This window comes from Achromobacter sp. UBA2119, from assembly GCF_002331005.1.
In the GTDB taxonomy this organism is placed as follows: domain Bacteria; phylum Pseudomonadota; class Gammaproteobacteria; order Burkholderiales; family Burkholderiaceae_B; genus Achromobacter; species Achromobacter animicus.
Map to the genome: position 1 here is coordinate 54,075 of NZ_DCYD01000003.1, position 25,435 is coordinate 79,509.

21 protein-coding genes and 1 pseudogene are annotated in these 25,435 nt (G+C 62.9%); 16 read left to right on the plus strand and 6 right to left on the minus strand.

Annotated elements, in window-relative coordinates:
- The first annotated feature begins 2 nt into the window (after positions 1 to 2).
- The 11 genes from ampD to B3098_RS02125 all read left to right on the plus strand — a co-directional run bounded on the left by ampD (position 3) and on the right by B3098_RS02125 (position 14,471).
- Entirely contained in the window at positions 3 to 581 is a 579-nt protein-coding gene (ampD, locus tag B3098_RS02075; protein ID WP_286890453.1) for a 1,6-anhydro-N-acetylmuramyl-L-alanine amidase AmpD, read from the plus strand.
- An 18-nt stretch (positions 582 to 599) separates the two neighbouring features.
- The gene (locus B3098_RS02080; RefSeq protein ID WP_175122355.1) at positions 600 to 1,223 is read left to right on the plus strand and encodes a glutathione S-transferase family protein; all 624 of its coding nucleotides are present in this window, start codon (positions 600 to 602) and stop codon (positions 1,221 to 1,223) included.
- Between the two features lie 345 nt (positions 1,224 to 1,568).
- Complete coding sequence (locus tag B3098_RS02085; protein ID WP_286890456.1) at positions 1,569 to 3,590, plus strand: ATP-binding protein; 2,022 nt, start codon at positions 1,569 to 1,571, stop codon at positions 3,588 to 3,590.
- Between the two features lie 266 nt (positions 3,591 to 3,856).
- The gene (locus tag B3098_RS02090) at positions 3,857 to 6,457 is read left to right on the plus strand and encodes a type VI secretion system Vgr family protein (protein ID WP_286890457.1); all 2,601 of its coding nucleotides are present in this window, start codon (positions 3,857 to 3,859) and stop codon (positions 6,455 to 6,457) included.
- 198 nt (positions 6,458 to 6,655) lie between these two features.
- Entirely contained in the window at positions 6,656 to 7,801 is a 1,146-nt protein-coding gene (locus tag B3098_RS02095) for a VRR-NUC domain-containing protein (protein WP_286890459.1), read from the plus strand.
- Positions 7,798 to 8,976, plus strand: coding sequence for a type VI immunity family protein (locus tag B3098_RS02100; protein WP_286890461.1), 1,179 nt, complete (start codon positions 7,798 to 7,800; stop codon positions 8,974 to 8,976). Before B3098_RS02095 ends, B3098_RS02100 begins: the two co-directional genes overlap by 4 nt.
- 90 nt (positions 8,977 to 9,066) lie before the next feature.
- On the plus strand, positions 9,067 to 10,395 hold the full coding sequence (locus B3098_RS02105) for a VRR-NUC domain-containing protein (protein ID WP_286890463.1): 1,329 nt from the start codon (positions 9,067 to 9,069) through the stop codon (positions 10,393 to 10,395).
- Entirely contained in the window at positions 10,392 to 11,570 is a 1,179-nt protein-coding gene (locus B3098_RS02110; RefSeq protein ID WP_286890464.1) for a type VI immunity family protein, read from the plus strand. Before B3098_RS02105 ends, B3098_RS02110 begins: the two co-directional genes overlap by 4 nt.
- A gap of 90 nt (positions 11,571 to 11,660) precedes the next feature.
- On the plus strand, positions 11,661 to 12,989 hold the full coding sequence (locus B3098_RS02115; RefSeq protein ID WP_286890465.1) for a hypothetical protein: 1,329 nt from the start codon (positions 11,661 to 11,663) through the stop codon (positions 12,987 to 12,989).
- The gene (locus B3098_RS02120) at positions 12,986 to 14,164 is read left to right on the plus strand and encodes a type VI immunity family protein (protein ID WP_286890466.1); all 1,179 of its coding nucleotides are present in this window, start codon (positions 12,986 to 12,988) and stop codon (positions 14,162 to 14,164) included. Before B3098_RS02115 ends, B3098_RS02120 begins: the two co-directional genes overlap by 4 nt.
- Before the next feature lie 16 nt (positions 14,165 to 14,180).
- A complete protein-coding gene (locus B3098_RS02125; protein WP_286890467.1) occupies positions 14,181 to 14,471 on the plus strand; it encodes a PAAR domain-containing protein in 291 nt (96 codons plus the stop codon).
- Between the two features lie 3 nt (positions 14,472 to 14,474).
- Here B3098_RS02125 and B3098_RS02130 read toward each other — a convergent pair whose 3' ends face one another.
- The gene (locus tag B3098_RS02130) at positions 14,475 to 15,296 is read right to left on the minus strand and encodes an IclR family transcriptional regulator (RefSeq protein WP_175122348.1); all 822 of its coding nucleotides are present in this window, start codon (positions 15,294 to 15,296) and stop codon (positions 14,475 to 14,477) included.
- A 361-nt stretch (positions 15,297 to 15,657) separates the two neighbouring features.
- Between B3098_RS02130 and B3098_RS02135 the strand changes: the two genes are divergently transcribed.
- From B3098_RS02135 to B3098_RS02155, 5 genes and pseudogenes are all read left to right on the plus strand, one after another.
- On the plus strand, positions 15,658 to 16,665 hold the full coding sequence (locus tag B3098_RS02135) for a 2-dehydro-3-deoxygalactonokinase (RefSeq protein ID WP_286890468.1): 1,008 nt from the start codon (positions 15,658 to 15,660) through the stop codon (positions 16,663 to 16,665).
- A gap of 9 nt (positions 16,666 to 16,674) precedes the next feature.
- A complete protein-coding gene (locus tag B3098_RS02140; protein WP_286890469.1) occupies positions 16,675 to 17,328 on the plus strand; it encodes a 2-dehydro-3-deoxy-6-phosphogalactonate aldolase in 654 nt (217 codons plus the stop codon).
- A pseudogene (locus B3098_RS02145) lies at positions 17,325 to 17,639 on the plus strand (D-galactonate dehydratase); the annotation flags it as partial. The gene B3098_RS02140 and the pseudogene B3098_RS02145, both read left to right, overlap by 4 nt.
- A 493-nt stretch (positions 17,640 to 18,132) precedes the next feature.
- Entirely contained in the window at positions 18,133 to 18,456 is a 324-nt protein-coding gene (locus B3098_RS02150; protein WP_286890472.1) for a type II toxin-antitoxin system RelE/ParE family toxin, read from the plus strand.
- Positions 18,453 to 18,761, plus strand: coding sequence for a DNA-binding protein (locus B3098_RS02155; RefSeq protein ID WP_286890474.1), 309 nt, complete (start codon positions 18,453 to 18,455; stop codon positions 18,759 to 18,761). The genes B3098_RS02150 and B3098_RS02155 overlap by 4 nt, the downstream gene beginning before the upstream one ends.
- Before the next feature lie 23 nt (positions 18,762 to 18,784).
- Here B3098_RS02155 and B3098_RS02160 read toward each other — a convergent pair whose 3' ends face one another.
- The 5 genes from B3098_RS02160 to B3098_RS02180 form a co-directional block, all read right to left on the minus strand.
- Entirely contained in the window at positions 18,785 to 20,437 is a 1,653-nt protein-coding gene (locus tag B3098_RS02160; RefSeq protein WP_286890476.1) for an ABC transporter ATP-binding protein, read from the minus strand.
- 1 nt (position 20,438) lies between these two features.
- Positions 20,439 to 21,335, minus strand: coding sequence for an ABC transporter permease (locus tag B3098_RS02165; protein WP_286890477.1), 897 nt, complete (start codon positions 21,333 to 21,335; stop codon positions 20,439 to 20,441).
- A 10-nt stretch (positions 21,336 to 21,345) separates the two neighbouring features.
- The gene (locus tag B3098_RS02170) at positions 21,346 to 22,287 is read right to left on the minus strand and encodes an ABC transporter permease (protein ID WP_286890478.1); all 942 of its coding nucleotides are present in this window, start codon (positions 22,285 to 22,287) and stop codon (positions 21,346 to 21,348) included.
- Between the two features lie 3 nt (positions 22,288 to 22,290).
- Positions 22,291 to 23,895, minus strand: a complete 1,605-nt coding sequence (locus B3098_RS02175) for an ABC transporter substrate-binding protein (protein ID WP_286890480.1) — start codon at positions 23,893 to 23,895, stop codon at positions 22,291 to 22,293.
- Positions 23,896 to 23,965: 70 nt separating this feature from the next.
- On the minus strand, positions 23,966 to 25,408 hold the full coding sequence (locus tag B3098_RS02180) for an amidohydrolase family protein (protein ID WP_286890482.1): 1,443 nt from the start codon (positions 25,406 to 25,408) through the stop codon (positions 23,966 to 23,968).
- Between the last annotated feature and the right edge of the window lie 27 nt (positions 25,409 to 25,435).

Consider the following 25,435-nt stretch of genomic DNA (forward strand, 5'->3'; position numbering starts at 1 on the left):
CTATGCCTTTGTTCCTGGATCGACATGGCTGGCTGGCGCCGGCGCCGGGCATTAGCCTGATGCGGTCGCCCAACTGCGACGCGCGCCCCGCGGGCGAGCAGGTCTCGCTTCTGGTCGTGCACAACATCAGCCTGCCGCCAGGCCAATTTGGCGGACCTGAGGTCGCAGGCCTCTTCCTGAATACGCTCGATTACCGCTCGCACCCCTGGCTGGAACGCCTGCGCGGCCTGCGCGTGTCGGCGCACTTTTTCATCCGCCGCGACGGCAGCATCGTGCAATTCGTCTCGACGGACCGGCGTGCCTGGCACGCGGGCGTGTCGCGCTTTGCCGGCCGCGAGCGTTGCAACGATTTTTCCATCGGCATTGAACTGGAAGGCACGGACACGCTGCCCTACACTGGCGAGCAGTACGCGTCGCTGCGCCGGCTGACCCACACCCTGCGCGCGCGCTATCCCCTGGTTGCCGCCCAGGGACACGAACATATCGCCCCGGGGCGCAAGACCGATCCCGGGCCGGCATTCGACTGGACGCGCTTCGGGCGCGACAGCGGCTTTGCGCGGCGGCACCTGCCGCCGGCCTGACCCTTAGAAGGATTGGCTATGTTGAAGATCTGGGGGCGCCTGACCTCCGTCAACGTTCAGAAAGTGATGCTGGCCGTACGCGAGCTGGCCCTGCCGCACACCTTTGTCCAGGCCGGCGGCCCATTCGGCGTGGTCGACACCGCCGATTACGCGGCCAAGCTCAATCCCAACCGCCTCGTCCCCGTCATCGACGACGGCGGCTTCATCTTGTGGGAATCCAATGCCATCGTCCGCTACCTGGCAGCGCGCTACGGCGTGGGCACGCTGTGGCCCGAGGACGTCTGCCTGCGCGCCGATGCGGACCGCTGGATGGACTGGCAGGCGACCGAATGGCAGCCGGCCATGGGGCCGGCCTTTCTGGGCCTGATCCGCACCCCGGAAGACAAGCGTGACAAGGCCGCCATCGAAAATTCGATCAAACGCTCCAACGCCCGCGCGCTGATCCTGGACCAGGCCCTGCAAGGCCGCGAGTTCATCGCCGGGCGTCACCTCACCATGGGCGACATCGCGCTTGTCGCCGCCGCGCACCGCTGGCTGGCCCTGCCCATCGAGCGGCCCGACACGCCCGCGCTGTCCGCGTGGTATCGGCGCGTCATGATGCGCCCCGCTCCGCAAGGCGTCCTGACCCTGCCGCTGGAGTAACCGGACGGGGGGCCGTCACGCCCCGCCACAACCGGGACAAATTGCAACATTCCTTCTGCGCGATTCGTGCAATTATTTGAAGCCTCTGAGGCGCCTTGGCCCTTGCCTTGAGCGCCTCGTTTCAATCCCCCGCCCTGCCGGGGGACGGCCGCCGCCAAGGCGTCGCAAGAAGAGGAGATGCTCTTGACCCACGAGCCGCCAGATTCCGCGAGCCAAGCTGCCCTGGACCAAGAACAGCGGCAGCTTCTGCTCCTTGTCGCTTCGGGGGCCCCAACGGGGTCATGCCTGGAAGCGCTTACCGAAGCCGTCTGCCGCCTGGCGCCCGGCAGCCGGGCATGCGTCCTGTTGACCGGCTCCGATCGCGTCACCGTCGGCGACGCCTATTCCACCCATCTCCCCGCCTCGATCGCCTGCCCCCTGCGCGGCCTGCCGATCCACGAGGCGCTCTTTGCGACGGATGATCCGGCAATCCGGCAAGGCAACCCCGTCGAGAGCGAAGACATCGAGCAGTCGACGACGTGGGCCGAGTCCTGGCGCACCATCTGCCGCGACAACGGCATCCACGCCTGCCACGCGCGCGCCGCGATGGCGCCCGACGGCACGCCGGTCGGCTGGTTTCTGCTCTGCCTGCCGCAGGTGCGTCATTGCACGCCGTGGGAACAGCGCGTCGCCGAGTTCGGTGCGCTGGCAACCAGCATCGTCGTGGAACGCGACCGCGCCGCGGCAGATTTGCGCAACGAGGTCAACGCGCTATCCCGGTTGCAGGCACTGAGCGCCGAACTTGTCGGCCCCGGCGAATTCGAACCGCTGCTCAAGAAGATCCTGGCCGCCGCCGCCGACATTTCCGGAACGGAAAAAGGCAACATCCAGATCTACGATCCGGCAAAGAACACGCTGCGCATCGCCGTGCACCAGGGCCTGAGCGCGCGCCTGGTCGAACACTTCGCCGAAGACGGCTGGGTCGCAAGCTGCGCCGAAGCCGCCCAGCACCTGGAACGGCTGGTCGTGCCCGATGTCGAGCAACTGACGGATCTGCAAGGCACGCTGGGGCTTGAGATCGTCATGGAAGACAACATCCGGTCGATCCAATGCACGCCGCTGCTCAGCCGCAGCGGCCAACTGCTGGGCATGCTGAACAACCATTACCGCTGGCCCGGCGGCCCCACACCCGAAGCCTTGCGCTACATCGACCTGCTGGCGCGGCAGGCCGCCGAACTGCTGGAACGCCATATCGCGGAGTCCGAACTGGCGCGCGAACGGCGGCACAAGGATGAGTTCCTTGCCGTGCTGGCCCACGAGCTGCGCAATCCGCTGGCCGCGCTGCGCAACATGCTGGAAGTGCTGAAGCGCGCCGAACGCGACCCCGGCATGACGGCGCGCGCCCGCGAAGTGATGGACCGCCAGCTGCGCCAGCTGGTCCGGCTGGTCGACGACCTGCTCGACGTCAACCGCATCAATCGTGGCAAGCTGGAACTTCGGCTGACCGCCCTCACGCTCGACTCCGTTCTGCAGCATGCCGTCGAGTCGTGCAAGCCTGCCTTGGAACAGCACGGCCACCGGCTGAGACTGGTGCAGCCCGACGCGCAGATCATGCTGCACGGCGACGCCGAACGCCTGACACAGGTCTTCGGCAACCTCCTGTCCAACGCGGCCAAATACACGCCGCCCGGCGGCGACATCGAACTCTTCGTCGAGCCCGGCAAGGACAGCGTCGACATCACGGTCCGCGACAACGGATCGGGCATTCCGCCGGATCAGCTCGACCGTATCTTCGAGATGTTCACGCAGGTCGATCGAACGCTGGAACGCGCGCAGGGCGGACTGGGCATCGGCCTGATGCTCGTCAAACGCCTGGTCGAGATGCACGGCGGCACGGTGCGCGCGCACAGCGACGGTCAAGGCAAAGGCAGCGCATTCGTCGTGCGGCTGCCGGTCACAGACATTCAGGAGGTGGCGCCGCAACTCCCTGCCGGCGCGCTGTCGCCGGTGGCAAGCAAGGTGCTCGTTGTCGATGACAACCGCGATGCCGTCGAGTCCCTGGTTGCGGTGCTCGCCATTGAAGGCCACGACGTCACCGCTGCGTACGATGGCGAAGAAGCCATCACCGTGGGCGAGCAGGTCAGGCCACAAGTGATCCTCATGGACATCGGAATGCCCGGTATGAACGGCCACGAGGCCTGCCGCCACATCCGCACCCTGGACTGGGGCCAGCGCGCAACGATTCTCGCGCTTAGCGGTTGGGGGCAGGAAGAAGACCGCCGAGCCTCGATGGAAGCCGGCTTCGACGCGCATCTGGTCAAGCCGGTGGATATGGACGTGTTGCTGGAGATGCTGTCGACCATCGAGCACCGCGGCGGCGCAAAGTAGCGGTGAGCGAGGGGCTGCACGTCCGCGCCGAACACGCATCATGCAATGCCACGTTGCAGATCCGGGCCGACACCATCGCGCCCGGCTGTTTCCGCGCGTTTTCAGCGCACCTGCCGACAAATATAAGAACGGTTCGATACCCAGAAATTGGCCGGTATGACGAAATGGAAGCGCATGCCATGCGAGTCCATTGCAATTCTCCGATTGCGGCGGACGCTTGCCTATAGGCGGACCTGACGCTCACCGTTGCAGGGAAAGGTCTGTCGTTGCGGGAGCACGTCATACCTATCCAATCCGATCTTCGCTTCACGTTCACCGTCGGCGACGAATCCTTTGAGGTCGTCGAATTCTCCCTGCAAGAAGGCCTGTCCGAGACCTTCCTGCTTGAAGTGGAACTGGCCAGCAGCAACGCCGCCATCGACTTCGCCCAGGTGCTGGACCGCGCCGCGCTGCTCACTCTCTGGCATGGCGACACCCCGGCGCGGTACGTGCATGGCGCGGTGTCTTCATTTGTCCAGGGCGACACAGGCTTTCGCCGCACCCGCTATCGCGCAGTCGTCGAGCCGCGGCTGGCGCGCCTGAAACTCAGTGCCGACTGGCGCATCTTTCAAGCCGTCACGGTCCCGCAGATCGCCGAAGCAGTGCTCAAAGCGCATGGTCTGACTCAAGACTACGAGCAGCGCAACACCACCGAGCACCAGGCCCGCGAATACTGCGTGCAGGCCGGCGACACCGACTACCACTTCGTCGAGCGCATCATGCGCGAGGAAGGCTTCTTCTATTCCTTCCGCCACAGCCCCGAAGGCCATCGACTGGTCCACAGCGACCGCCTGTTCATCCATGGCCGCGTGGGCGATGAACCGGTCCAGTACAACCCCACACCCGGCGGGGATCAGCCGCAGCCCGCACTGCGGCGCTTCGCGTACACAGAAAACGTGCGCACCGCGCGCCAGACGCAGCGCGACTACACCTTCCACCATCCGCAATACGCGCACCAGCACAGCCGCGACGGGCAAGACCTGAACCACCAGGGCCGCCGCTACGAGCGCTACGACTATCCGGCGCGCGCCAAGTTCGATGAAGCCGGCAAGCCCTTTGCCGAGAACCGCCTGCGCGGCCATCGCCGCGATGCGCGCATTGCGCTGGTCGAAGGCGACGATGCCCGCTTGCAGCCGGGCATTTCATTCACGCTGGCCGGTCATCCGCGCGAAGACATGAATCGCGGCTGGCGCCCCGTACGCATCGTCCACCGGGGCAGGCAGCACACCAGCCAGGCCGAGGAAAGCGCTGAGGCGCAGTCGAGTACGCATTACCGCTACGAAGCCGAACTGGTGCCGGACGATGCCGAATGGCGCGCCGAGCCGCTGCCCCGGCCTCGCGTCGATGGCCCGCAGAACGCCGTGGTGGTCGGTCCACCCAACGAAGAAATCCATACCGACGAATATGGACGCGTAAAGGTCCAGTTTCCCTGGGACCGCGTGGGCAAACATGATGGGTTCAGCTCCTGCTGGATTCGTGTCTCCCAGAACATCGCCGGCGCCACCTGGGGGCACATGGCCATTCCACGCATCGGCCAGGAAGTCATCGTCTCGCACTTCGACGGCGATCCGGACCAGCCCGTGATCACCGGCCGCGTCTACAACCGCCTGCAGTTGCCGCCATACGAACTTCCCAAGTTCAAAGACCTCGCAACCGTCAAGAGCAAGGAGCACAAGGGCAAGCGGGCCAGCGAACTGCGCCTGGATGACACGCCATCCCAAATCAGCGCCGCCCTGATGAACGATCATGGCGCAAGCCACCTGCACCTGGGTTACCTCACCCATCCGCGTCCGAGTGGCGGCGCGCCGCGCGGCGAAGGCTTCGAACTGCGCACCGACTTGCACGGGACGCTGCGCGCAGCGCAAGGCCTGCTGTTGACCACGGAAGCGCAAGCCAACGCCCAGGGCGGCCAACTCGACCGCGACGAAATCGTGGCAGTCCTGGAGGCAGCGCTACAACTTGCCCGCAGCCTGGGCAACTACGCCAGTGAACATCAAGGAGCCCCGCACGACGCCGAGCCCCGCCGGGACCTGACCGCATTGGTGCGAGACCTGGGCCATGGCGCCAACGACCAGACCCGCGGCACAGGCGAAGGCGCGGCGCCTGTCATGGCGCTCTCCGCCCCCGCCGGCATCGCGGCCGGAACGCCCCTTTCCATCGCGTTGGGCGCGGGCGAGCATCTGGATGCCGTCGCCCACGCAAACCTGCAACTGACAGCCGGTGAACGCGTGGTCGTCAACGCCGGCAATGGCCTGGGCACGTTCGCGCAACGGGGAGACATGCGCCACATCGCGCATACCGGCCAGCTGCTCTTGCAGGCGCAACACAACGCCATCCGTATCGATGCCGACAAGAGCGTGGAAGTTCGCGCCAACAACAACCATGTCACGGTGTCCGCCGAAGAACACATCACCCTGTTGTGCGGCGGCGCCTATATCAAGATGGCTGGCGGCAATATCGAAATGGGCATGCCCGGCGTCTTCACCGTCAAGGCAACGGACCATAACTTGACCGGGCCGGGAACGATGGTGCCCACGCTGGGCCAATTCTCTGGCCGGCCCGGGCCGTTTGAAGAGTTCTTCGTGCTGCGCGACGCCAGCACGAACAGAATCTTGCCGGATCACGCGTACGAGATCGTCCGCGCCAGCGGCGACATCGTGCGTGGACGGACCGACGCGCAAGGCCGTACGCAGGTCATCACCAGCGACGCAAGAGAACCTCTGGAGGCTTCGGCAATACCGGACTCTGACGATCTCTTGCATCTGGACGCCAGCTATTGGGATGGCGGTGGCAGCTATTCGCTGGATTTTCTTCGCAATCCCAACTAGGAGCCAGGCTGAATCATGGCCAACCAAACTGCACGACCCGGGCCAAAGAATCCCGGGGGTAGCACCAGAGGATCCACCAGACCTGACGCTTCGGGTCAGGTGCTGCCCGTAACTAATCCCCTCGACCTTTGGTATCTGTGCGAGAAAGCGCGCTATGCCAGCGCTAATCCGTACAGGCGCTCAGGCGATGGCGCGCCCATGTATCAACGCACGGTGGCCCTGATGATCCGGGCGGATAACGAGCTCTTTGAGTATCGCTGGCCGTACTGCGCCGAAGTCGGCTACGACATGACGAAGACGCCGCCGGCGCCGATCATGAGCAGGCAACATCCGCATCGGCCGAGTTCCTTTCCGTTGTCTCAATACAAGCGGATCAGCAGCCGGCAATTTCCGCAGTACAGCAGCGTTGAGGTGGTGGTGGACATCTTGGGGCTGGATGATCTTGAGGAAATGATTCCGGTGCCGCTTCCTCCAGATGCCGAAAACGGGATTTGGCAGGATATCCAGGCAGTCCAGCAACGCCCATTGCGGATCCCTGACGTGGTGCGTGTCATCGACCACACGTTGGGAGGCGAGCCTCAATACAGTCAGCCAAATCTCGCTGGTGTGATTGAAATGAAGTTTGGAAGGGATGCCTTGTCAACAGAGCAAAAGGCAGCTTATGAGGACATTGCCGGGAAAAGCGACAGATTTCGCCTGCTCAATACCGATCGGTGCGACAGAGCAGATCGGCGCCAACGTCGAGAGTGGATGACCGCAGCGCAGCGCGAACCAGTCTACAAACCCGTGTCTCAGGTCATGTCGCTGCCCTCGCGTGCTTCGGCCGATCCGCACGGCTTGGTGGTTGGATTAATTGATGCCGAGCATCAGGCTGCACGGCAGGTTCTTGAAGTCAATCCGCCGCCTCCGGGAACCCCAAAGATGAGCGCCGGACCCGACGCCCGAGAGGCTAATGGGCGGGCCGCTCAGGCGCGAGCGCAAATCGAGCTCTCGCTTGCCGCCCCGTTCTTGACTGTAGGCGCGGCAGGTATCGGCGCCGGCATGGCAACGGTTTTCGGAGGCAGTGCAGCGATTCCCGGTTCAACGCTGACCGCGAGCGCCGGCTCAAGAGTGGTGCACTACGGCCGCCTTGTCGGCTGGGGCCGTCTTATCGGAGGAGCTGGTTCAGCGGGAGCCGCTGTGGCATATGCACAATCCGAAGACGGCAGTTCCGCGCCCGTACTGAATCCCAAACTTCAACGCCAATGGCAGGCCTATCAGGAATGGGAAGCAAGCCAACGACACCAACCGCGCACAGAACAGCTGTATCTGTTCTGGCCGGACGCGCCGGAGACGAAAAAATGACCGATTTCTTTAATGAGTTCGACGCCGAACGCTGGTACTTCACCTTTGCAGATGAAGACGACAACACACTCATCGTTCAACAGGTCGGGATCGTTGCAGTTTTTCATCTTGTCGACGCCTATCTACCGGTTCGCCGCAAAGGCATTGCGGAGGCGCTTTCTCTTTACCATGAACTCTATGGCGACAAGCTCAAGGGCGGATACCGCGCAGATAAGCGCATGATCGTTCGCCCCTTCTCCAAGATGGGCTTTGAATCGTATCGGGACTACGTCTTGGCTACCAGCCCGATGGATGTCATTGAGTTCGACTGCATGTCCACACTCAGCCTGGGGCACGCGAGCGATTACATGTTTGGTGTTTTCTCTCCTGCCGGCTGGTATGAGCAAGTCCATAAAAGGCTTACGACTGTACGGATCTACCTACCCGTGGAAGAACTTGTTGGCGAAGGGAGAGCACGATTCGAGAGCTTTCTATTGAAGTGCTGCGCGTTGCTTCGTCCTCTTCATGGCGCAGCCGGCCTCGGGATTCAGGAATGCCACGATTGGGAGGACTATCAAACCCTTGAACACGAGACTGCCTGGGCATACAGAGGAGTGGATCTTTGTGGACCGTCCGAAAAGAAAAACCTCCGCGAGGGCTACAAGAATCTCAACTGGTACACCTTCCTGGCCCATCACTGGATCGCCACCTTGGGCACACCCGAGGAGTTGAAGAGCAAGCTCAATGACGATCGCATCGAGCTCCTCCCCTACGAATGGGGCACCGCCATCCGCGCAGGTGACTGGCCCGCGCTAGGCAAAGCCGAGACAGACCCGACCCCCGAACTGTACGTGAAGGTCAACAACGCCATCCGCTCATTGCGCGTGCAGGACATCGGCTCGCTCCACTACGGCTCCATCGCCGGCGAGGTTCGCTTCAATCCGCTGACCAGCAACCTCTGGCTGCGCCGCTTCGACACGCCGCAGGAAATCAAGGCCGTAATCGACGAGGCGGGCAACGTCAAAGCAGACGAACGTCACTTCCTCCGTATGCCCTCGGGCACACCTTGTCCATGGCCTGGCATCTGGATCTGCGAGGAGGATCCGTCACAGGGAAGGAAGACGTTCATGCACAACGATCTCTTGCCGGAAGTGAACGGGCAGGTAGTTACCTGGCGTCTGATCAAAGCGTTGTAGCGGGTCAGCTTCTCGTCTGTGCATCAGCGTACCGACAAGCATAGCCCTGCCCAACTCACCCGCAACCCCATCGAGGAGAAAGGCTTAACCATGCCCACCCAGCATGTACGTACCGGGCCGAAGAATCCCGGGGGCAGCACCCGAGGCTCGACCAAACCTGACGCTTCGGGTCAGGTGCTGCCCGTGACCAATCCTCTCGACCTTTGGTATCTGTGCGAGAAGGCGCGCTATGCCAGCGCTAATCCGTACAGGCGCTCAGGCGATGGCGCGCCCATGTATCAACGCACGGTGGCCCTGATGATCCGGGCGGATAACGAGCTCTTTGAGTATCGCTGGCCGTACTGCGCCGAAGTCGGCTACGACATGACGAAGACGCCGCCGGCGCCGATCATGAGCAGGAAACATCCGCATCGGCCGAGTTCTTTTCCGTTGTCTCAATACAAGCGGATCAGCAGCCGGCAGTTTCCGCAGTACAGCAGTGTTGAGGTTGTGGTGGACCTGTTGGGGCTGGACGAGCTTGAGGAGATGATTCCAGTGCCGTTGCCGCCAGATGTCGAGAATGGGATTTGGCAGGATATTCAGAAACCGCCGACAAGCCCGATGCGTATTCCCGACGTTGTTCGGGTCGTCAACCACACGATGGGAGGTGCGCCGCAGTACAGCCAGCCAAATCTGGCCGGTGTGATTGAAATGAAGTTTGGGAACGACTCGCTCTCTGATGACCAAAGAAGAGCATACCGAGATATTGCTGGCACCAGCGATAAGTTCCGCTTGCTTCATACGGATCGATGCAACAGAGCCGACAAGCGCCAGCGTCGCGAAAGGATGACCGCTGCCCAAAACGAACCGGTCTACAAGCCCGTATCACTGGTCATGTCGCTCCCATTGAGAGCTTCGGCGGATCCTCACAGGTTGGTCGTTGGGCTGATTGATGCCGAACACCAAGCTGCACGGCACATCCTTGAAGTCGGTCCGCCGCCTCCGGGAACCCCTGTGATGAGCGCCGGCCCCGACATTCGAGAGGCCAATCGGCGGGCCGCTCAGGCGCGAGCGCAAATCGAAATATCACTCGCCGCCCCGTTCTTATTTGTAGGCGCGGCAGGTATCAGCGCCGGCATGGCAACGGTTGCTGGAGGCAGTGCAGCGATTCCCAGTTCAACGCTGACTGCAAGCGCCGGCCCAAGAATGGTTCACTACGGCCGCCTTGTCGGCTGGGGCCGTCTCATCGGAGGAACTGGTCCAGCTGGAGCCACCATGGCCTACGCACGATCAGGAGACGGAAGCTCAGCGCCAGTACTGACTCCCGAAGTTCAACGCCAATGGCAGGCCTATCAGGAATGGGAAGCCAGCCAAAGATACCAGCCGCGCACGGAACAGCTGTATCTGTTCTGGCCCGACGCCTCGGAGACAAAAAAATGACCGATTTCTTCAAAGAGTTCGATGCCGAACGCTGGTACTTCACCTTTGCGGATGAGGACGTCAACACATTACTCGTCCAACAAGTCGGCATCGTTGCCATCTTCCATCTCGTTGACGCCTATCTGCCGGTTCGCCGCAAAGGCATCGCGGAGGCATTCTCGCTCTACTACGAGCTCTATGGCGACAAACTCAAGGGCGGTTATCGCGAAGATAAGCGCATGATCGTCCGGCCCTTCGCCAAAATGGACTTTGAGGCCTATCGAGACTACATCGTGGACACGAGTCCCATGGGAGTCGTCGAGTTCAAATGTATGTCCAAGTTAAGTCTCGGCCATGTCAGTGACTATATGTTTGGGGTCTATTCTCCTGCCGGATGGTATGAGCAAGTTCACAAACCTCTCACCACGGTAAGGGCGTATTTGCCCGTAGAAGAGCTTGCGGGAGAAGGGAAAGCACGGTTCGAGGCTTTCTTGTTGCAGTGCTGTGCATTGCTTCGTCCTCTCCATGGCGCGGCCGGACTCGGGATTCAGGAATGCCACGATTGGGAGGACTACCAGACCCTTGAATACGAAACGGCCTGGGCATACCGAGGGGTAGACGTCTGCGGACCGACCGGAGAGAAAAACTTGCGCCAGGGCTACCAGAATCTCAACTGGTACACCTTCCTGGCCCATCACTGGATTGCCACCCTCGGCACACCCGAGGAACTGAAGACCAGGCTGAACGACGAAAGGGTCGCACTCCTCCCCTACAAATGGGGCACCGCCATCCGCGCAGGTGATTGGCCAGCACTTGGCAAAGCCGAGACAGACCCAAGACCCGAACTTTACGTAAAGGTCAACAACGCCATCCGTTCATTGCGAGTCCAGGACGTCGGCTCTCTGCGCTACGGCTCCATCGCCGGCGAGGTCCGCTTCAATCGGCTGACCAGCAACCTCTGGCTGCGCCGCTTCGATACGCCGCAGGAAATCAAGGCCGTCATCGATGAGTCGGGCAACGTAAAAGCAGACGAGCGTCACTTCCTCCGTATGCCCTCGGGCACACCTTGTCCATGGCCTGGCATCTGGATCTGCGAGGAGGAACCGTCACAGGGAAGGAAGACGTTCATGCACAACGACCTCTTGCCGGAAGTGAACGGGCAGGTAGTTACCTGGCGTCTGATCAAAGCGTTGTAGCGGGTCAGCTTCTGGTCTGTGCATCAGCGTACCGACAAGCATAGCCCTGCCAAACTCATCCACAACTCCATCAAGGAGAAAGGCTTAACCATGGCCACCCAGCATGTACGTACCGGGCCGAAGAATCCCGGGGGCAGCACCCGGGGCTCGACCAAACCTGACGCATCGGGCCAGGTGCTGCCCGTGACCAACCCACTTGACCTTTGGTACCTGTGCGAGAAGGCGCGCTATGCCAGCGCTAATCCGTACCGGCGTGCCAGCGACGAAGCGCCCATGTATCAACGCACGGTCGCGCTGATGATCCGGGCGGACAACGAGCTCTTTGAGTATCGCTGGCCTTACTGCGCCGAAGTCGGCTACGACATGACGAAGACACCGCCGGCGCCGATCATGAGCAAAAGGCAGCCGCATCGACCGAGTTCCCTTCCGCTGTCTCAATACAAGCGGATCAGCAGTCGGCAGTTTCCTCAGTACAGCAGTGTTGAGGTCGCGGTGGACCTGTTGGGGCTGAAGGAGCTAGAGCAAATGATTCCGGTGCCGTTACCTCCAGCTGTCGAAAACGGAATTTGGCAGGATATTCAGAAACCGCCGACAAGCCCGATGCGGATTCCCGACGTTGTTCGGGTCATCAACCACACGATGGGAGGTGCGCCTCAATACAGTCAACCGAATCTGGCCGGTGTGATCGAAATGAAATTCGGCGCGGATTCACTCTCTAAAGATCAGAAATGGGCCTACGAAAGAATTGCCGGTGACAGGCTCAAGTTTCGATTGCTTCATACCGAACGATGCAATAAAGCCGACAAGCACCAGCGTCGCGAATGGATGACCGCAGCCCAGAACGAACCGGTCTATAAGCCCGTGTCGCAAGTCATGTCGCTCCCCTTGAGAGCTTCGGCCGATCCGCACGGCTTGGTCGTCGGACTGATTGATGCCGAACACCAAGCCGCGCGGCAAGTCCTTGAAGTCAGTCCGCCGCCTCCAGGAACCCCTGTGATGAGCGCCCGCCCCGACATGCACGAGGCCAATGCAAGGGCCGCTCGGGCGCGAGCGCAAATCGAGCTTTCGCTGACCGGGCCGTTCCTAATTTTAGGCGCGGCAGGTATTGGCGCCGGCGTGGCAACGGTTGCTGGAGGCAGTGCGGCAATCCCCAGTTCAACACTGACTGCAAGCGCCGGCCCAAGAGTGGTGCACTACGGCCGCCTAATCGGCTGGGGCCGTCTCATCGGAGGAACTGGTTCAGCTGGAGCCACTATGGCCTACGCACGATCAGAAGACGGCAGCTCCGCGCCCGTACTGAATCCCGAACTTCAACGCCAATGGCAGGCCTATCAAGAATGGGAAGCCAGTCAACGACACCAACCGCGCACGGAACAGCTGTATCTGTTCTGGCCCGACGCGCCGGAGACGAAAAAGTGACCGATTTCTTCAATGAGTTCGACGCTGAACGGTGGTACTTCACCTTTGCCGATGAGGACGACAACACATTACTCGTTCAGCAAGTCGGGATCGTTGCAATCTTTCATCTCGTCGACGCCTATCTACCGGTTCGCCGCAAAGGCATCGCGGAGGCATTCTCGCTTTACTACGAACTCTATGGAGACAAACTCAAGGGCGGCTATCGCGAAGATAAGCGCATGATCGTCCGGCCCTTCGCCAAAATGGGCTTTGAAGCCTATCGAGACTACATCGTGAACACCAGTCCGATGAATGTCGTCGAATTCGATTGCATGTCCAGATTGAGCCTCGGACATGTCAGCGACTATATGTTCGGTGTTTACTCTCCAGCCGGTTGGATCGAGCAGATACACAAAGCACTCACCACCGTTCGCATATATCTGCCAATTGAAGAACTTGCAGGGGAAGGCAAGCAAAAGCTCGAAAGGTTCCTGCTGCAATGTTGTGCGCTGCTTCGCCCTCTTCATGGCGCGGCCGGGTTGGGCATTCAAGGATGCCACGATTGGGAGGACTACCAGACCATCGAATACGAAACAGCTTGGGCATACAGGGGAGTAGATGTGTGCAGTCCAACAGGAAACGAAGCATGGCGCGACGGCTATTCCAATCTCAACTGGTACACCTTCCTCGCCCACCACTGGATTGCCACGTTGGGCACGCCGGAAGAATTGAAGACCAAGCTCAACGACGAACGCATCGCCCTTCTCCCCTACGAATGGGGCACCGCCATCCGCGCCGGTGATTGGCCCGCGCTAGGCAAAGCCGAGACAGACCCCACTCCCGAACTTTACGTAAAGGTCAACAACGCCATCCGTTCATTGCGCGTGCAAGACATCGGATCACTCCACTACGGCTCCATCGCCGGCGAGATTCGCTTCAATCCGCTGACCAGCAACCTCTGGCTGCGCCGCTTCGATACGCCGCAGGAAATCAAGGCCGTAATCGACGAGGCAGGCAACGTCAAAACAAACGAACGGCACTTCCTGCGCATGCTCTCCGGCTCGCCCTGCCCATGGCCCGGCATCTGGATCTGCGAAGAAGTTCCTTCTCAAGGCAGGCAGACCTTCATGCACAACGACCTCTTGCCGGAAGTGAACGGCCAAATAGTCACCTGGCGTCTTGTCAAAGCGCTATAGCGGAGGCAACAACCACATGCCAGAAATCATCCGCAAAGCCGACACCACAGACCACGGCGGATTGGTGCTCGAGGGTTTCCCGCACACCAACCTCAATGGCAGACCCATGGCCGGCGTCGGCCATCAGGTCTCCTGCCCCAAGTGCAAGGGCGTCTTCCCCATCGTCGAGGGCAGCCCGACATACAAGGTCAATGGCGTCCCGGTGGCGCTGCACGGCATGAAGACAGCGTGTGGCGCGCGCCTGATCGCCAGTGGCTCGAAAGCGCGCGTCGATGGCCACGCGGTCCGGGATCATCTGCCTGAGTAGCCCTCAGCCCCGCTCAACCTTCCATCCCATCTCGGCCGAAATCCCCGCAGCCGCGCCCTGCACCACCGGCACCATCTCGCGCATGCGCTCCAGCGACATATAAGGCACGGTGCTCGACACACTGATGGCGGCGACGATGCCGCTGGAGGCGTCGCGCACGGGCGCTGCCACGCAGCGGATCGAAGGCTCGTTGTCTTCCAGGTCGAACGCATAACCCTGCGACGCGTAATCGCGCATGCGATCACGGAACGCCTCCCATCCCTGCTGTCCGCCGGGCGCGCGCGACGACACCGGTGCGCCGACGCGATGCAGCGCCTTCCACTGCGGCTCATCCGCGTCCAGCAGCAATGCTTTGCCCACACCGGTCGCGGCGAGCGGCATCCGGTGGCCGACCCGCGATCGCATTTCCAATCCCTTTTTGCCCGGAATCTTCTCCAGGTACAGCACGTCGTTGTTGTCGCGCACGGCCAGATGGATCGTGTCGCCGGTCATGTCGGCCAGGCTGTCCAGATAGGGCCGCGCCAGCGTCGCCAGCGGAAACGCCTCGCGCGCCTGAAAGCCCAGCTCGATCAGCTTGGGACCCAGCACGTAGCCCACGCCCGGCAGTGCGCGCAGGTAGCGCTCTTGCACCAGACAGCTTGCAAGCCGGTGCGTCGTGCTGCGCGCCACCCCGATGCGCGCGCAGATTTCCTTCAGATCGCGCGCGCCATCGGCCACCGCCTGCACCACGGCAAGACCGCGCATCAGCGTCTGCGTGCCGGCGGGCGCGGCGGCATCGGGGTCAAGCGTGGCAGGTTGCTCGGGGGGCAGTGTGATGGCGGTCATGTGGCAAAGGCAAAGTTGCGGCGCGATGGGAAAGATCAGCAAGCATACCGGGCGCCGCGGCACGGATGCGTCGGAGATAGGGATATGCACGGCGCTTCGCCGAGCGAACAAAACACTTCGAAGGCTCAACTGAAAGCCTATTCGAAATGCACACTACATTCCCTGTATGTGGGATTTAATTCTATATTTTGAGATTTTTCAAGCGCTGAACTAGAATTTTTGCCAACGTGCACCGCGCGCCTCCCGCGCGCGCACGTCAAGATTTCAGACAACAAGGTCCGCGACCACTCCGCCCGGTCCCGCGCGCATGACGGCGCAACGACGGCAGCCGGATGCGCGGCCAGAGACGAGACAGACTCTGATGAATACCGGATCGCCCGCCCGTGCGGCTCTCATCGCGCTGGATTGGGGAACCTCTTCACTTCGCGCCTATCGCCTGGATTCCACGGGCCGTACGCTCGATACGCGCCATCTGCCCTGGGGCATCATGCGCCTGCCGCAACCGCTGCAGGACGGCGCCGCCACCACCACACTGTCCGGCTTTGAACTGGCTTTTGATCAGGCATGCGGCGACTGGCTGCGCGCCGAGCCCTCCCTGCCCGTCATTGCCTGCGGCATGGTCGGCAGCGCGCAGGGCTGGAAGGAAGCCGCCTACCTGGACGTGCCCGTCGACCTGGAACGCATCGGCACGTTGCTGACCGTGGTGGAACGCCCCGGCGGCACGCCCGTGCACATCGTGCCCGGCCTCATCCAGCGCCACGGCCTGCCCAACGTGATGCGCGGTGAAGAGACCCAGGTCTTCGGCGTGATGGCCGACGAGGCCAGTGCCAATGCCGACAGCGTGCTCATCGGATTGCCCGGCACGCACTCCAAATGGGTCAACGCACGCCGTGGCCGCGTCACGCACTTCGACACCTTCATGACCGGCGAAGTCTACGCGGCGCTGCGCGGCCACACCATTCTGGGCCGCACGATGGCCGACGCCCCCAACGCCGACATGGCCGCCTTCGAGCGCGGCGTGAAAGTTGCAGGCGCGCCGGCTGGCCGGGCGGGCGTGATGTCCACCATCTTCAGCACGCGCGCGCTGGGCCTGACCGGCGAACTCGCGCCTGAATCGCAGGCCGACTATCTGTCGGGCCTCTTGATCGGCCATGAAGTCGCCGCGCTGGCCGAGATGCTTCGCCAGCAGGGCGAACTGCCCCACATCGTGCTGTGCGGCGAGCCCGCGCTGTGCAAGCGCTACCTCCTGGCCATGCAGCATTACGGCCTGGGCGCGCCCGAGCAGGCGCAGAACGCCACCGAGCGCGGCCTGTGGCACCTGGCCATCTGCGCCGGGCTTGTGTCCCCCTCCACCCCGATCCCCGCCTAGGAACCTTCGATGAACCATCCCGGTCTGCAAACCGCCATGGCCCACTGCGGCCTGATCGCCATCCTGCGCGGCATCACGCCCGCCGAAGCCGAACCCGTCGGGCAAGCGCTGTACGACGCGGGCTTCCGCCTGATCGAAGTGCCGCTGAATTCGCCGGATCCGCTGGACAGCATCCGCGCCATGCGCGCCGCGCTGCCCACCGACTGCCTCATCGGCGCCGGCACCGTCCTCAATCCCGACGACTGCGCGCGCATCCAGCAGGCCGGCGGCGAACTCATCGTCATGCCGCACAGCGATCCGGCCGTCATCCGCCAGGCCAAGAAGCTGGGCATGGCGTCCTGCCCCGGCGTCGCCACGCCCACCGAAGCCTTTGCCGCGCTGGCAGCGGGCGCCGACGTGCTGAAGATGTTCCCGGCCGAGCAGCTTGGCCCGGCCGTGCTCAAGGCCTGGCGCGCGGTGATGCGCCCGCCGATCGCGCTGGTTCCCGTGGGCGGCATCACGCCCGACAACCTATCGAATTACGCCCAGGCGGGCGCCAGCGGCTTCGGCCTGGGCTCCGCCTTGTACAAACCCGGCCTGTCGGTCGAAGCAACCGGCCAGAACGCGCGCGCTTTCGTCGCGGCCTGGCAACGCGCCTATCCTGCCCAGGAGACACAAGCATGAAGATCACCAAGCTCACCACCTACATCGTGCCGCCCCGGTGGTGCTTCCTGAAGATTGAAACGGACGAAGGCATCGTCGGCTGGGGTGAACCCGTCGTCGAAGGCCGCGCGCACTCGGTTGCTGCCGCCGTCGAAGAACTGTCCGATTACCTGATCGGCAAGGATCCGCGCAACATCGAAGATCACTGGACGGTCCTGTACCGCGGCGGCTTCTACCGCGGCGGCGCCATCCACATGAGCGCGCTGGCCGGTATCGACCAGGCGCTGTGGGACATCAAGGGCAAGCACCTTGGCGTGCCCGTGTCGTCGATCTGCACGCCCATCGTGATTGGCTTGCTGGTGTCTAAGGACAGCTTTGCGCCGGCGATCGTGTACGTGTCGTCGCTGGCGTTGCTGGGCGCGCTGTCGTATATCTTGCTGGTCGGGAAAGTGGAGCGGATCGAGGCTTGATCGGCATGCCGGGAATTCACCATCCAGGCCAGTCCTGACCAAATGGGCGTCCAACGGGACGCCCATTTTCATTTGCGAAGCATCCCACTGGGCAGGTCCTAGCGGCCCAGGTCACCCCGGGTGCGATGCAGCGTCGTCCTTGCGCCGAGGAGTTCGTCATTGGGCCGCCGCCCCACGCCACGCCGTTCTTAACCGTGCCAAAACTGTCACCGTTGGCGGTTGTTTCCCTTCAAACATTCCCGGAATATCCGTTTCCGAAAGCTGCGCCAGCGTCGGCGACGAAACGATTCATGGCGGTCGCCCTCCCGGACTTCTCCACGGCTTGACAAGATTTCGTCTATAAACGAATATCCGCATGTACGAAATCGAACATTACTTGGCCGCAAGTGGCCGCACGAATCCCTATCTCGATTGGTTGAAAGGCCTGCGAGACAATCAGATCAAGGTTGCCGTCATACGACGCATCTCGCGAATTGAAATGGGCAATTTTGGGGATCACCGGTTTTGCCGCGATGGCGTCTGGGAATTGAGGATTGACGCCGGCCCCGGCTATCGCGTGTATTTCGCCCCATATGGCAAGCGCGTAGTACTGCTGCTTTGTGGCGGCGACAAGAAAACACAGGCATCGGATATCGATAGGGCCGTGAATTACCGGAAAGACTGGGAGAAACAATCATGAAAAGCAGACCCCATGACGAAGCGATGGCAGCGCTGTACCGCGATGATCCAGGTCTGGCCGCAGACCTGATCAACAGCGTGCTGGAAGACGGTGACCAGGCCGAGCTGCTTATTGCGCTACGCCAGCTTACGCTGGCCTTCGGAGGCGTTCAGTCTGTGGCCTCGCAGGCAAGTCTGAATCCGACGCAGCTATATCGCACATTGTCGCCAAGCGGCAACCCAGCACTCAGCAGTCTGACGGCCATCCTGAAGGCGATGGGATTGCGACTGGCGGTGCAGCCGCTGGATCAACGGCACGCCGGCTAGCCGCATCGGCCTCTCACGCCGTCCTACTGCAGAACCGCCTCCGTTGGCCTGAACCGCTTGAAATCCCAGTGCCTGCCCGGCGCCGCCTCCAGCAACTGGCGCGTGTAGCCATCCCTCGGCTGGGTCAGCACCGCTGCCGCATCCCCGGCCTCGACAATCTGCCCCGACTTCATCACCACAATGGAATCGCAGATCTGCGCCGCCACGCGCAGGTCGTGGGTGATGAACAGCACTGCGGTATCGGTGCGCGCGCGAATGTCTTCGATCAGCTCCAGCACCTGCGCTTGCACCGAAACGTCCAGTGCCGACACCGCTTCGTCGGCGATCAAGATATCGGGCCGCAGGGCCAGGGCCCGCGCGATGCAAATGCGCTGGCGTTGCCCGCCCGAGAACTGATGCGGGTAACGATCCATGGTTTCCGCACTCAACCCGACAATATCCAGCAGCTCGATGGCGCGCGTCCGCGCTTCGTCTTCCGGCACGCCGAAATTGCGCATGCCTTCGACGATGGAATCGCCTACCCGGATGCGCGCATTGAGCGACCGGTACGGATCCTGGAACACGACCTGGATGCGCTTGCGCACCGGATGGAACTCCCGTTTGGTGGCGGTGGCGATTTCCGTGCCGTCGAGCCGCACGCTGCCAGCGCTCGGATCGATCAGCCGCGCAATGCAGCGCGCCAGCGTGGATTTTCCCGACCCCGACTCGCCGACGACGCCGACAATTTCCTTTTTTCGAAGCGTGAAACTGACATCTCTGACCGCATGCACCGTGCGCTTGGCCTTGAAGATGCCGCGCTCGGCATAGGTCTTCTGCAGGCCTTTCACCACCAGCACCGGCGCACCTTCCGGCGCCTGCCTAGCCTGCGGCGCCAAACCCGGCACCGATGACACCAGCATGCGGGTGTAGGCCTCTTTGGGACGCGCCAGGATTTCGTCGCGCGTGCCCACTTCCACCAGACGCCCGCGGTTCATCACCGCGATGCGGTCGGCGATTTCCGCCACCACGCCGAAGTCATGCGTGATGAAGAGCACCGCCGTGTTGTGCGACTGCTGCAGCTCCAGGATCAGCGCCAGGATCTGCTTTTGCGTCGTCACATCCAGCGCGGTGGTCGGCTCATCGGCGATGAGCAGCTTGGGATTCAGAATCAGCGCCATGCAGATCACGATGCGCTGGCGCTGCCCGCCCGACAACTGGTGCGGGTACGACTGGTAGATGCGTTCGGCGTCCGGCAGCCGCACCGATTCCAGCATCGCCAGAATCTTTCGCTTGCGCGAGGCCGCATCCATGCCGGTGTGGGTGCGCAGCACTTCGTCGATCTGCCAGCCCACCGTGCGCACGGGATTCAGCGCCGTCATCGGCTCTTGAAAGACCATGGACATGCGCGTGGCGCGCAGTTCGCGCAAACGTTCCGGCATGCAGGTCAGCACGTCCTCGCCATCCAGCAGAATGCGGCCCGCGCAGGGCTTGAGCGCATCGGGCGCCAGAAGGCCCATCACCGAAAACGACGTGACCGACTTGCCCGAACCGGACTCGCCGACCACGCACAAGGTTTCGCCGGCGTGAATGTCGAAGCTGATGCCTTCCACCACGTGGCGCGGCTCCTCTTGCGGCGCGCCCACCAACTGGACCGACAGGTTCTGCACTTGCAGCACGGGCATTGTGGATTCATTCATGTCAGACCCTCCGCGCCATCTTGGGATCGAGGGCGTCGCGCATCGCGTCGCCCAGCATGTTGACGCTGAGCACCGTCAACGCCAGGAACAAGCCCGGCAACAGGATCAGTTCGGGACGGACCTGGAAGTACATGCGGCCTTCGGCGATGACGTTGCCCCAGGACGGAAACTCCGGCGGCATGCCCACGCCCAGGAAGCTCATTACCGCCTCGGACAGCATGGCGGACGCAAAGACGAAGGTGCCCTGAACTATCAGCGGCGCCACCGTGTTGGGCACGAGATGGCGCATCATCAACACCCGCGTCGGCGTGCCGAGCGAGATGGCGGCCTCCACATAGGGCTCGTCGCGCAGGCTCAGGATAAGGCCGCGCACCAGGCGCACCACCCGTGGAAACTCGGGCACGGCAATCGCGATCAGCACCGTCAGCAGGCTGGCGCCGGTGACGGCGACCAGCGCGATGGCCAGCAGGATGCTGGGTACGGACATGATGCCGTCCATGACTCGCATGATGACCATGTCCGCCGCCCGGAAGTAGCCAGCGATCACGCCCAGCACCAGTCCGGGTATCAGCGCCGCGAAGGCTGTGCCCGCGCCGATCATCAACGAGATGCGCGCGCCGTGGATCACGCGCGACAGCACGTCTCGCCCGTACGCGTCGGTGCCGAACCAATGCTCGGCGGAAAAGCCCTTCAGGCGCTGCATGGGATTGATGGCCATCGGATCGGCCAGCCCCAGCAGGTTTGCCGAGACGGCGGCCAGTACGATGACCGCCAGCATGACCAGCGCGGCCATGACCGGCCAGGTGGACAGCGTGCGAACCAGCGCCGACCGGGGCGGCTTGCGGACGGCCGGGGCGGCCCCCGTCCCACCCGCGATCGAGTGTATGGAAGTGGACATGCGGATTCCTTCAGTAACGGATGCGCGGATCGAACACCGAATACAAAACGTCGATGGTCAGGTTCACGCCGATATAGACCAGCGAGAACAGCAGGATCAGCCCCTGGATCAGCGGATAATCCCGGGCCAGCACGGACTCGACTACCAGCCGGCCCAGCCCGGGCAAATTGAATACCGATTCCGTGACGACCACACCGCTGATCAATAGGGCGATGCTGACGCCGATGACGGTGATGATCGGCACGGCCGCGTTGCGCAGCGCGTGCGCCATCATCACGGCGCGCTCGGTAATGCCCTTGGCACGGGCGGTGCGGATGAAGTCTTCGCCCATCACCTCCAGCACGCTGCTGCGGGCGATGCGCGCAATCAGCGCCACAAAGCCGGTACTGAGCGCGATCGTGGGCAGCAAGAGGTGCATGCCGAACGCGACGAGGCCGGCAGAAGGCGACTTGTAGCCCTGCACCGGCAGCCAGCCCAGTTTCATGGCGAACAGCAGGATCAGCGCGTAGCCGGTGACGAAGATAGGCACCGAAAAACCCAGCACCGAAAACGCCATCACTGTCCGGTCCGCGCGGGTGCCGCGCCGCCAGGCCGAGAAAACGCCCAGCGGCACCGCGATCAGCGTGGACAGCAGGATGGTCGACAACGCCAGCGCCAACGATGGCCCCACGCGGCTGCCGATCATTGTCGTCACCGGCGTGCCGGAATGCAGCGACGTGCCCAGATCGCCCTGCAGCACCTGTCCGCCCCACAGCATGAACTGGGCGGCCAGCGACCGGTCCAGTCCCATGTGCTCGCGGATCTGCGCCAGTTGCGTCTCGGTGGCCGCGTCACCCGCAAGGATCAGCGCCGGATCGCCGGGCGTCAGCCGCAGCAGGCAGAACACCAGCACGGCCACCGTCAGCACCACGGGGACCGTGGCCAGAACGCGTCTGAGGATGTAGCTGATCATGGCTTAGTTGCTGGCTTTCTTGATGTTCCAGAACACCGGCGCCGGCGATTCCAGCACGCCCGACAGCTTCTTGTTATAAGCCGCCGCCGTCTCGATCTGGCCCAGCGTGATCGCCACGCCCTCGTCCAGCATGACGTCCTGCAGTTGCTCGGCAATCTGCTTGCGTTCCGGTTCCGTGCCCGCCACCAGGAACTTGTCGCGCAGCGCTTCCACCTGCGGCACCGTCGGCCAGCCAAACCACGCCTTCTCGCCATTGGCCGACACGCCGTAATTGCGCAGCGGATCCATGATCTCGCTGACGTGCCACGTGGTCACGAAGATGCTCCAGCCGCCCTTGGCCGGCACGTCGCGATTGGCGCGGCGCGACAGCATGGTCATGAAGTCCATGGCCTGCAGTTGCACGTTGAAGCCCGCCTGACGCAACTGCTGCGCTATCACCACCGGGATGGCCGAGGCCATCGCAATGTCGGTGGCGTGCAGGATCACCACGGGAGCGCCGTCATACTTGGCTTCCTTGAGCAGCGCCTTGGCCTTCTCGATGTTGGACGGCACGATCATGTCGGCGCGCGTGTTGCTGGAATACGGCAGATCGCAGCCGAACACCGCGCCGCACGTCTTGAAGAATTCCGGGTCGCCCACCTGCGCCTTCAGAATGTCGTCCTGGCCCACCGCGTACATGGCGGCCTGACGCACCAGCTTGTTGTCGAACGGCGCATGCAGCTGGTTGAAGCGGTACATGGGCTGGTAGCCCATCTTGTCCAGAATGCGTAGCGTCAGGTCCGGCGAGCTCTTCACCATCGGCACCAGATCGAACGGCACAGTCTCGATGTAATCGACCTCGCCGCCCAGCAACGCATTCACCGTCGTCATCGGGTCGGCCATCGCCACCCATTCCACGCGGTCCACATTGACCACCTTGCCGCCCGCCGTCCAACTGGGCGCTTCCTTGCGCGGCACGTAGTCGGTGTTCTTCTCATAGACCGTCTTCACGCCTGGCTGAAATTCCTTCTGCACGAACTTGAATGGACCGGACCCGGTGTAATCGGTGATGGCCTGCGCCACCGGCGTCTGCGCCACGCGCTTGGGCATCATAAAGCTGGGCAGCCCGCTGGGCTTGCCCAGCGCCGACAGGACGTCGGCGGGCGTCTTCAGCACGATCTTGAAGGTCTTGTCGTCGACGACGTCCATCGACGCCACCAGCGGCATGAGTTGGCGGCCAGTCTTGTCCGACTGCGCCCAGCGCTGGATCGACGCCACGCAGTCTTCGGCTTTGACCGGCGCGCCGTCGTGCCACTTCAAGCCATCGCGCAGCGTGAACGTGTAGGTCTTGCCGTCGGGCGATATCTCCCACTTATCCGCCATCTGCGGCTGGATCTTGTTGTCGGCGTCCGTGGCCAGCAGCGTGTCGTAGATCATGTAGGCATGGTTGCGCGTCTGATGCGACGCTGTCAGCACCGGGTCAAGCACCGTCAGCTTGCTGGCCATCACCACGGTCAGCGTTTCAGCCTGTGCAGGCGCCCAGGCCAATGCGCCGGCGCAAGCGAGCGCGGCGCCCAGACGGGCAAGACCGAAGCGGGTTTCAAGTCTTTCAGCGTTCAGATAAGCCATGTCGTTCCCTTGAAGTTCTTATGGATGAACGGGGCCTGTAGCCGGCCCCTGGTGTCGAATTGCGATCGGATCAGACGATGTCGAATGACAGCGGCGACATCTGCTCGGCGCTGCGGCCAGCCACCAGGTCGCGTGACGGCACCAGCGCCTCGGCGCGGCGCTGGGCCTCGTCCACCTGTTCAGCGGCCTTGCGATAGTCCAGGGAATGCACCTGGCCTTCATGCACCACCCGTTTGCCGTCGATGTACACCGAGTGCACGGCGCGGTCGGCGGCGGCGTAGACCAGGCTACGCACCGGATCCCGCGACGGACGCATGAGGTGGTGGGTCATGTCCACCATCACCAGGTCGGCGCGCGCGCCCACCGCGATGCGGCCCAGGTCCTCGCGGCCCAGCGCCGTCGCGCCCCCGACCGTCGCGGCGTGGAAGACTTCGCCTGTGGTCACGGCACGCGGCGTCTGCGCCATCAAACGGGCCAGATAGCCCACGTGGCGCATTTCCTCGATCATGTTGTGCGGATACGTATCCGTGCCGATGCCCAGGTTGATGCCTGCGCGGCGGTAGCGCCCGAAATCGCGCAGCGCCATGCCGCGGCGCATGAACACCGTCGGGCAATGCGCCACGCTGGCGCCCGTTTCGGACAGGATGGACAGGTCGGTGGCGGTGTTCCAGTGCGTGTTCGGGTGGTCATCGACGAAAATGCCATGACCGACGATGCTGCCCGGATCCAGCACGCCCAGGCTGTGCAGCCATTGCACGGGCGTCAGGCCATGGCGCCGGGTGATCTCGTGGAACTCCGGCAGTGATTGCGCGGCGTGCGTCTGCCAGCCGATGCCGCGGCGCTTGGCCTCCTGGTGGCTGGACTTCAGCAGTTCCGGCGTGCAGGTGTCGATCTGCGCCGGCACCAGCATGCCCGTCAGCCGGCCGCATTCATGCGCCTCGGCTTTATCGATCAGCGCCAGCGCGCGTTCCATGCCGGCCTCGCCCGCCTGCTCGTTCCAGTCGTACTCCACGACATGGCCATTCTTCGTGTACCAGCGCGCCGAGCGGAACATAGGCGCGATGTAGGCGCGCAGGCCGCTTTGCACCATGATGTCGATCCAGTGCTCGTGCGCCACCGACATGTCCACCACGGTCGTCACGCCAGACATCAGCAGTTCGGCCGCGGCCAGCGTGAGCTGCGCGGGCGCAGCCTCGTCATCGCCTTCCATCGTGGGCATGTACTCGTACAGATTCGAGTTGTACAGGCCCGCCGAGCCGGTCTCGTCCGTGTACCCCTTGTTGATGGGTTCATGCACCAGGTGACTGTGGATGTCCACCAGCCCCGGCATGACCATCATGCCGCTGCCGCTGACAATGTCCGCATCCGGCGCGGCCGCCTGTGCGCCCGGCCCGACGTGCGTGATGCGCCCGTCCGCGAACGCCACGTCGGCGTTCTTCATGTAGACATGCTGCTGACGCGCCGCGTCCCAGGCGACCACAACCTCGGCGTTCTTGATCAGGGTAGTTTTCAACGCAATATCCTTGGAAATGAGTTTCGG

Excerpts from the sequence above, each read along its gene's own strand:
- ampD (WP_286890453.1), top strand. The coding sequence starts at position 3 with ATGCCTTTGTTCCTGGATCGACATGGCTGGCTGGCGCCGGCGCCGGGC.
- B3098_RS02095 (WP_286890459.1), top strand. The coding sequence starts at position 6,656 with ATGTATCAACGCACGGTGGCCCTGATGATCCGGGCGGATAACGAGCTC.
- B3098_RS02110 (WP_286890464.1), top strand. The coding sequence starts at position 10,392 with ATGACCGATTTCTTCAAAGAGTTCGATGCCGAACGCTGGTACTTCACC.
- B3098_RS02170 (WP_286890478.1), bottom strand. The coding sequence starts at position 22,287 with ATGATCAGCTACATCCTCAGACGCGTTCTGGCCACGGTCCCCGTGGTG.
- B3098_RS02155 (WP_286890474.1), top strand. The coding sequence starts at position 18,453 with ATGAAAAGCAGACCCCATGACGAAGCGATGGCAGCGCTGTACCGCGAT.
- B3098_RS02150 (WP_286890472.1), top strand. The coding sequence starts at position 18,133 with ATGTACGAAATCGAACATTACTTGGCCGCAAGTGGCCGCACGAATCCC.
- B3098_RS02175 (WP_286890480.1), bottom strand. The coding sequence starts at position 23,895 with ATGGCTTATCTGAACGCTGAAAGACTTGAAACCCGCTTCGGTCTTGCC.
- B3098_RS02100 (WP_286890461.1), top strand. The coding sequence starts at position 7,798 with ATGACCGATTTCTTTAATGAGTTCGACGCCGAACGCTGGTACTTCACC.
- B3098_RS02115 (WP_286890465.1), top strand. The coding sequence starts at position 11,661 with ATGGCCACCCAGCATGTACGTACCGGGCCGAAGAATCCCGGGGGCAGC.
- B3098_RS02140 (WP_286890469.1), top strand. The coding sequence starts at position 16,675 with ATGAACCATCCCGGTCTGCAAACCGCCATGGCCCACTGCGGCCTGATC.
- B3098_RS02130 (WP_175122348.1), bottom strand. The coding sequence starts at position 15,296 with ATGACCGCCATCACACTGCCCCCCGAGCAACCTGCCACGCTTGACCCC.
- B3098_RS02165 (WP_286890477.1), bottom strand. The coding sequence starts at position 21,335 with ATGTCCACTTCCATACACTCGATCGCGGGTGGGACGGGGGCCGCCCCG.
- B3098_RS02105 (WP_286890463.1), top strand. The coding sequence starts at position 9,067 with ATGCCCACCCAGCATGTACGTACCGGGCCGAAGAATCCCGGGGGCAGC.
- B3098_RS02135 (WP_286890468.1), top strand. The coding sequence starts at position 15,658 with ATGAATACCGGATCGCCCGCCCGTGCGGCTCTCATCGCGCTGGATTGG.
- B3098_RS02080 (WP_175122355.1), top strand. The coding sequence starts at position 600 with ATGTTGAAGATCTGGGGGCGCCTGACCTCCGTCAACGTTCAGAAAGTG.
- B3098_RS02125 (WP_286890467.1), top strand. The coding sequence starts at position 14,181 with ATGCCAGAAATCATCCGCAAAGCCGACACCACAGACCACGGCGGATTG.
- B3098_RS02160 (WP_286890476.1), bottom strand. The coding sequence starts at position 20,437 with ATGAATGAATCCACAATGCCCGTGCTGCAAGTGCAGAACCTGTCGGTC.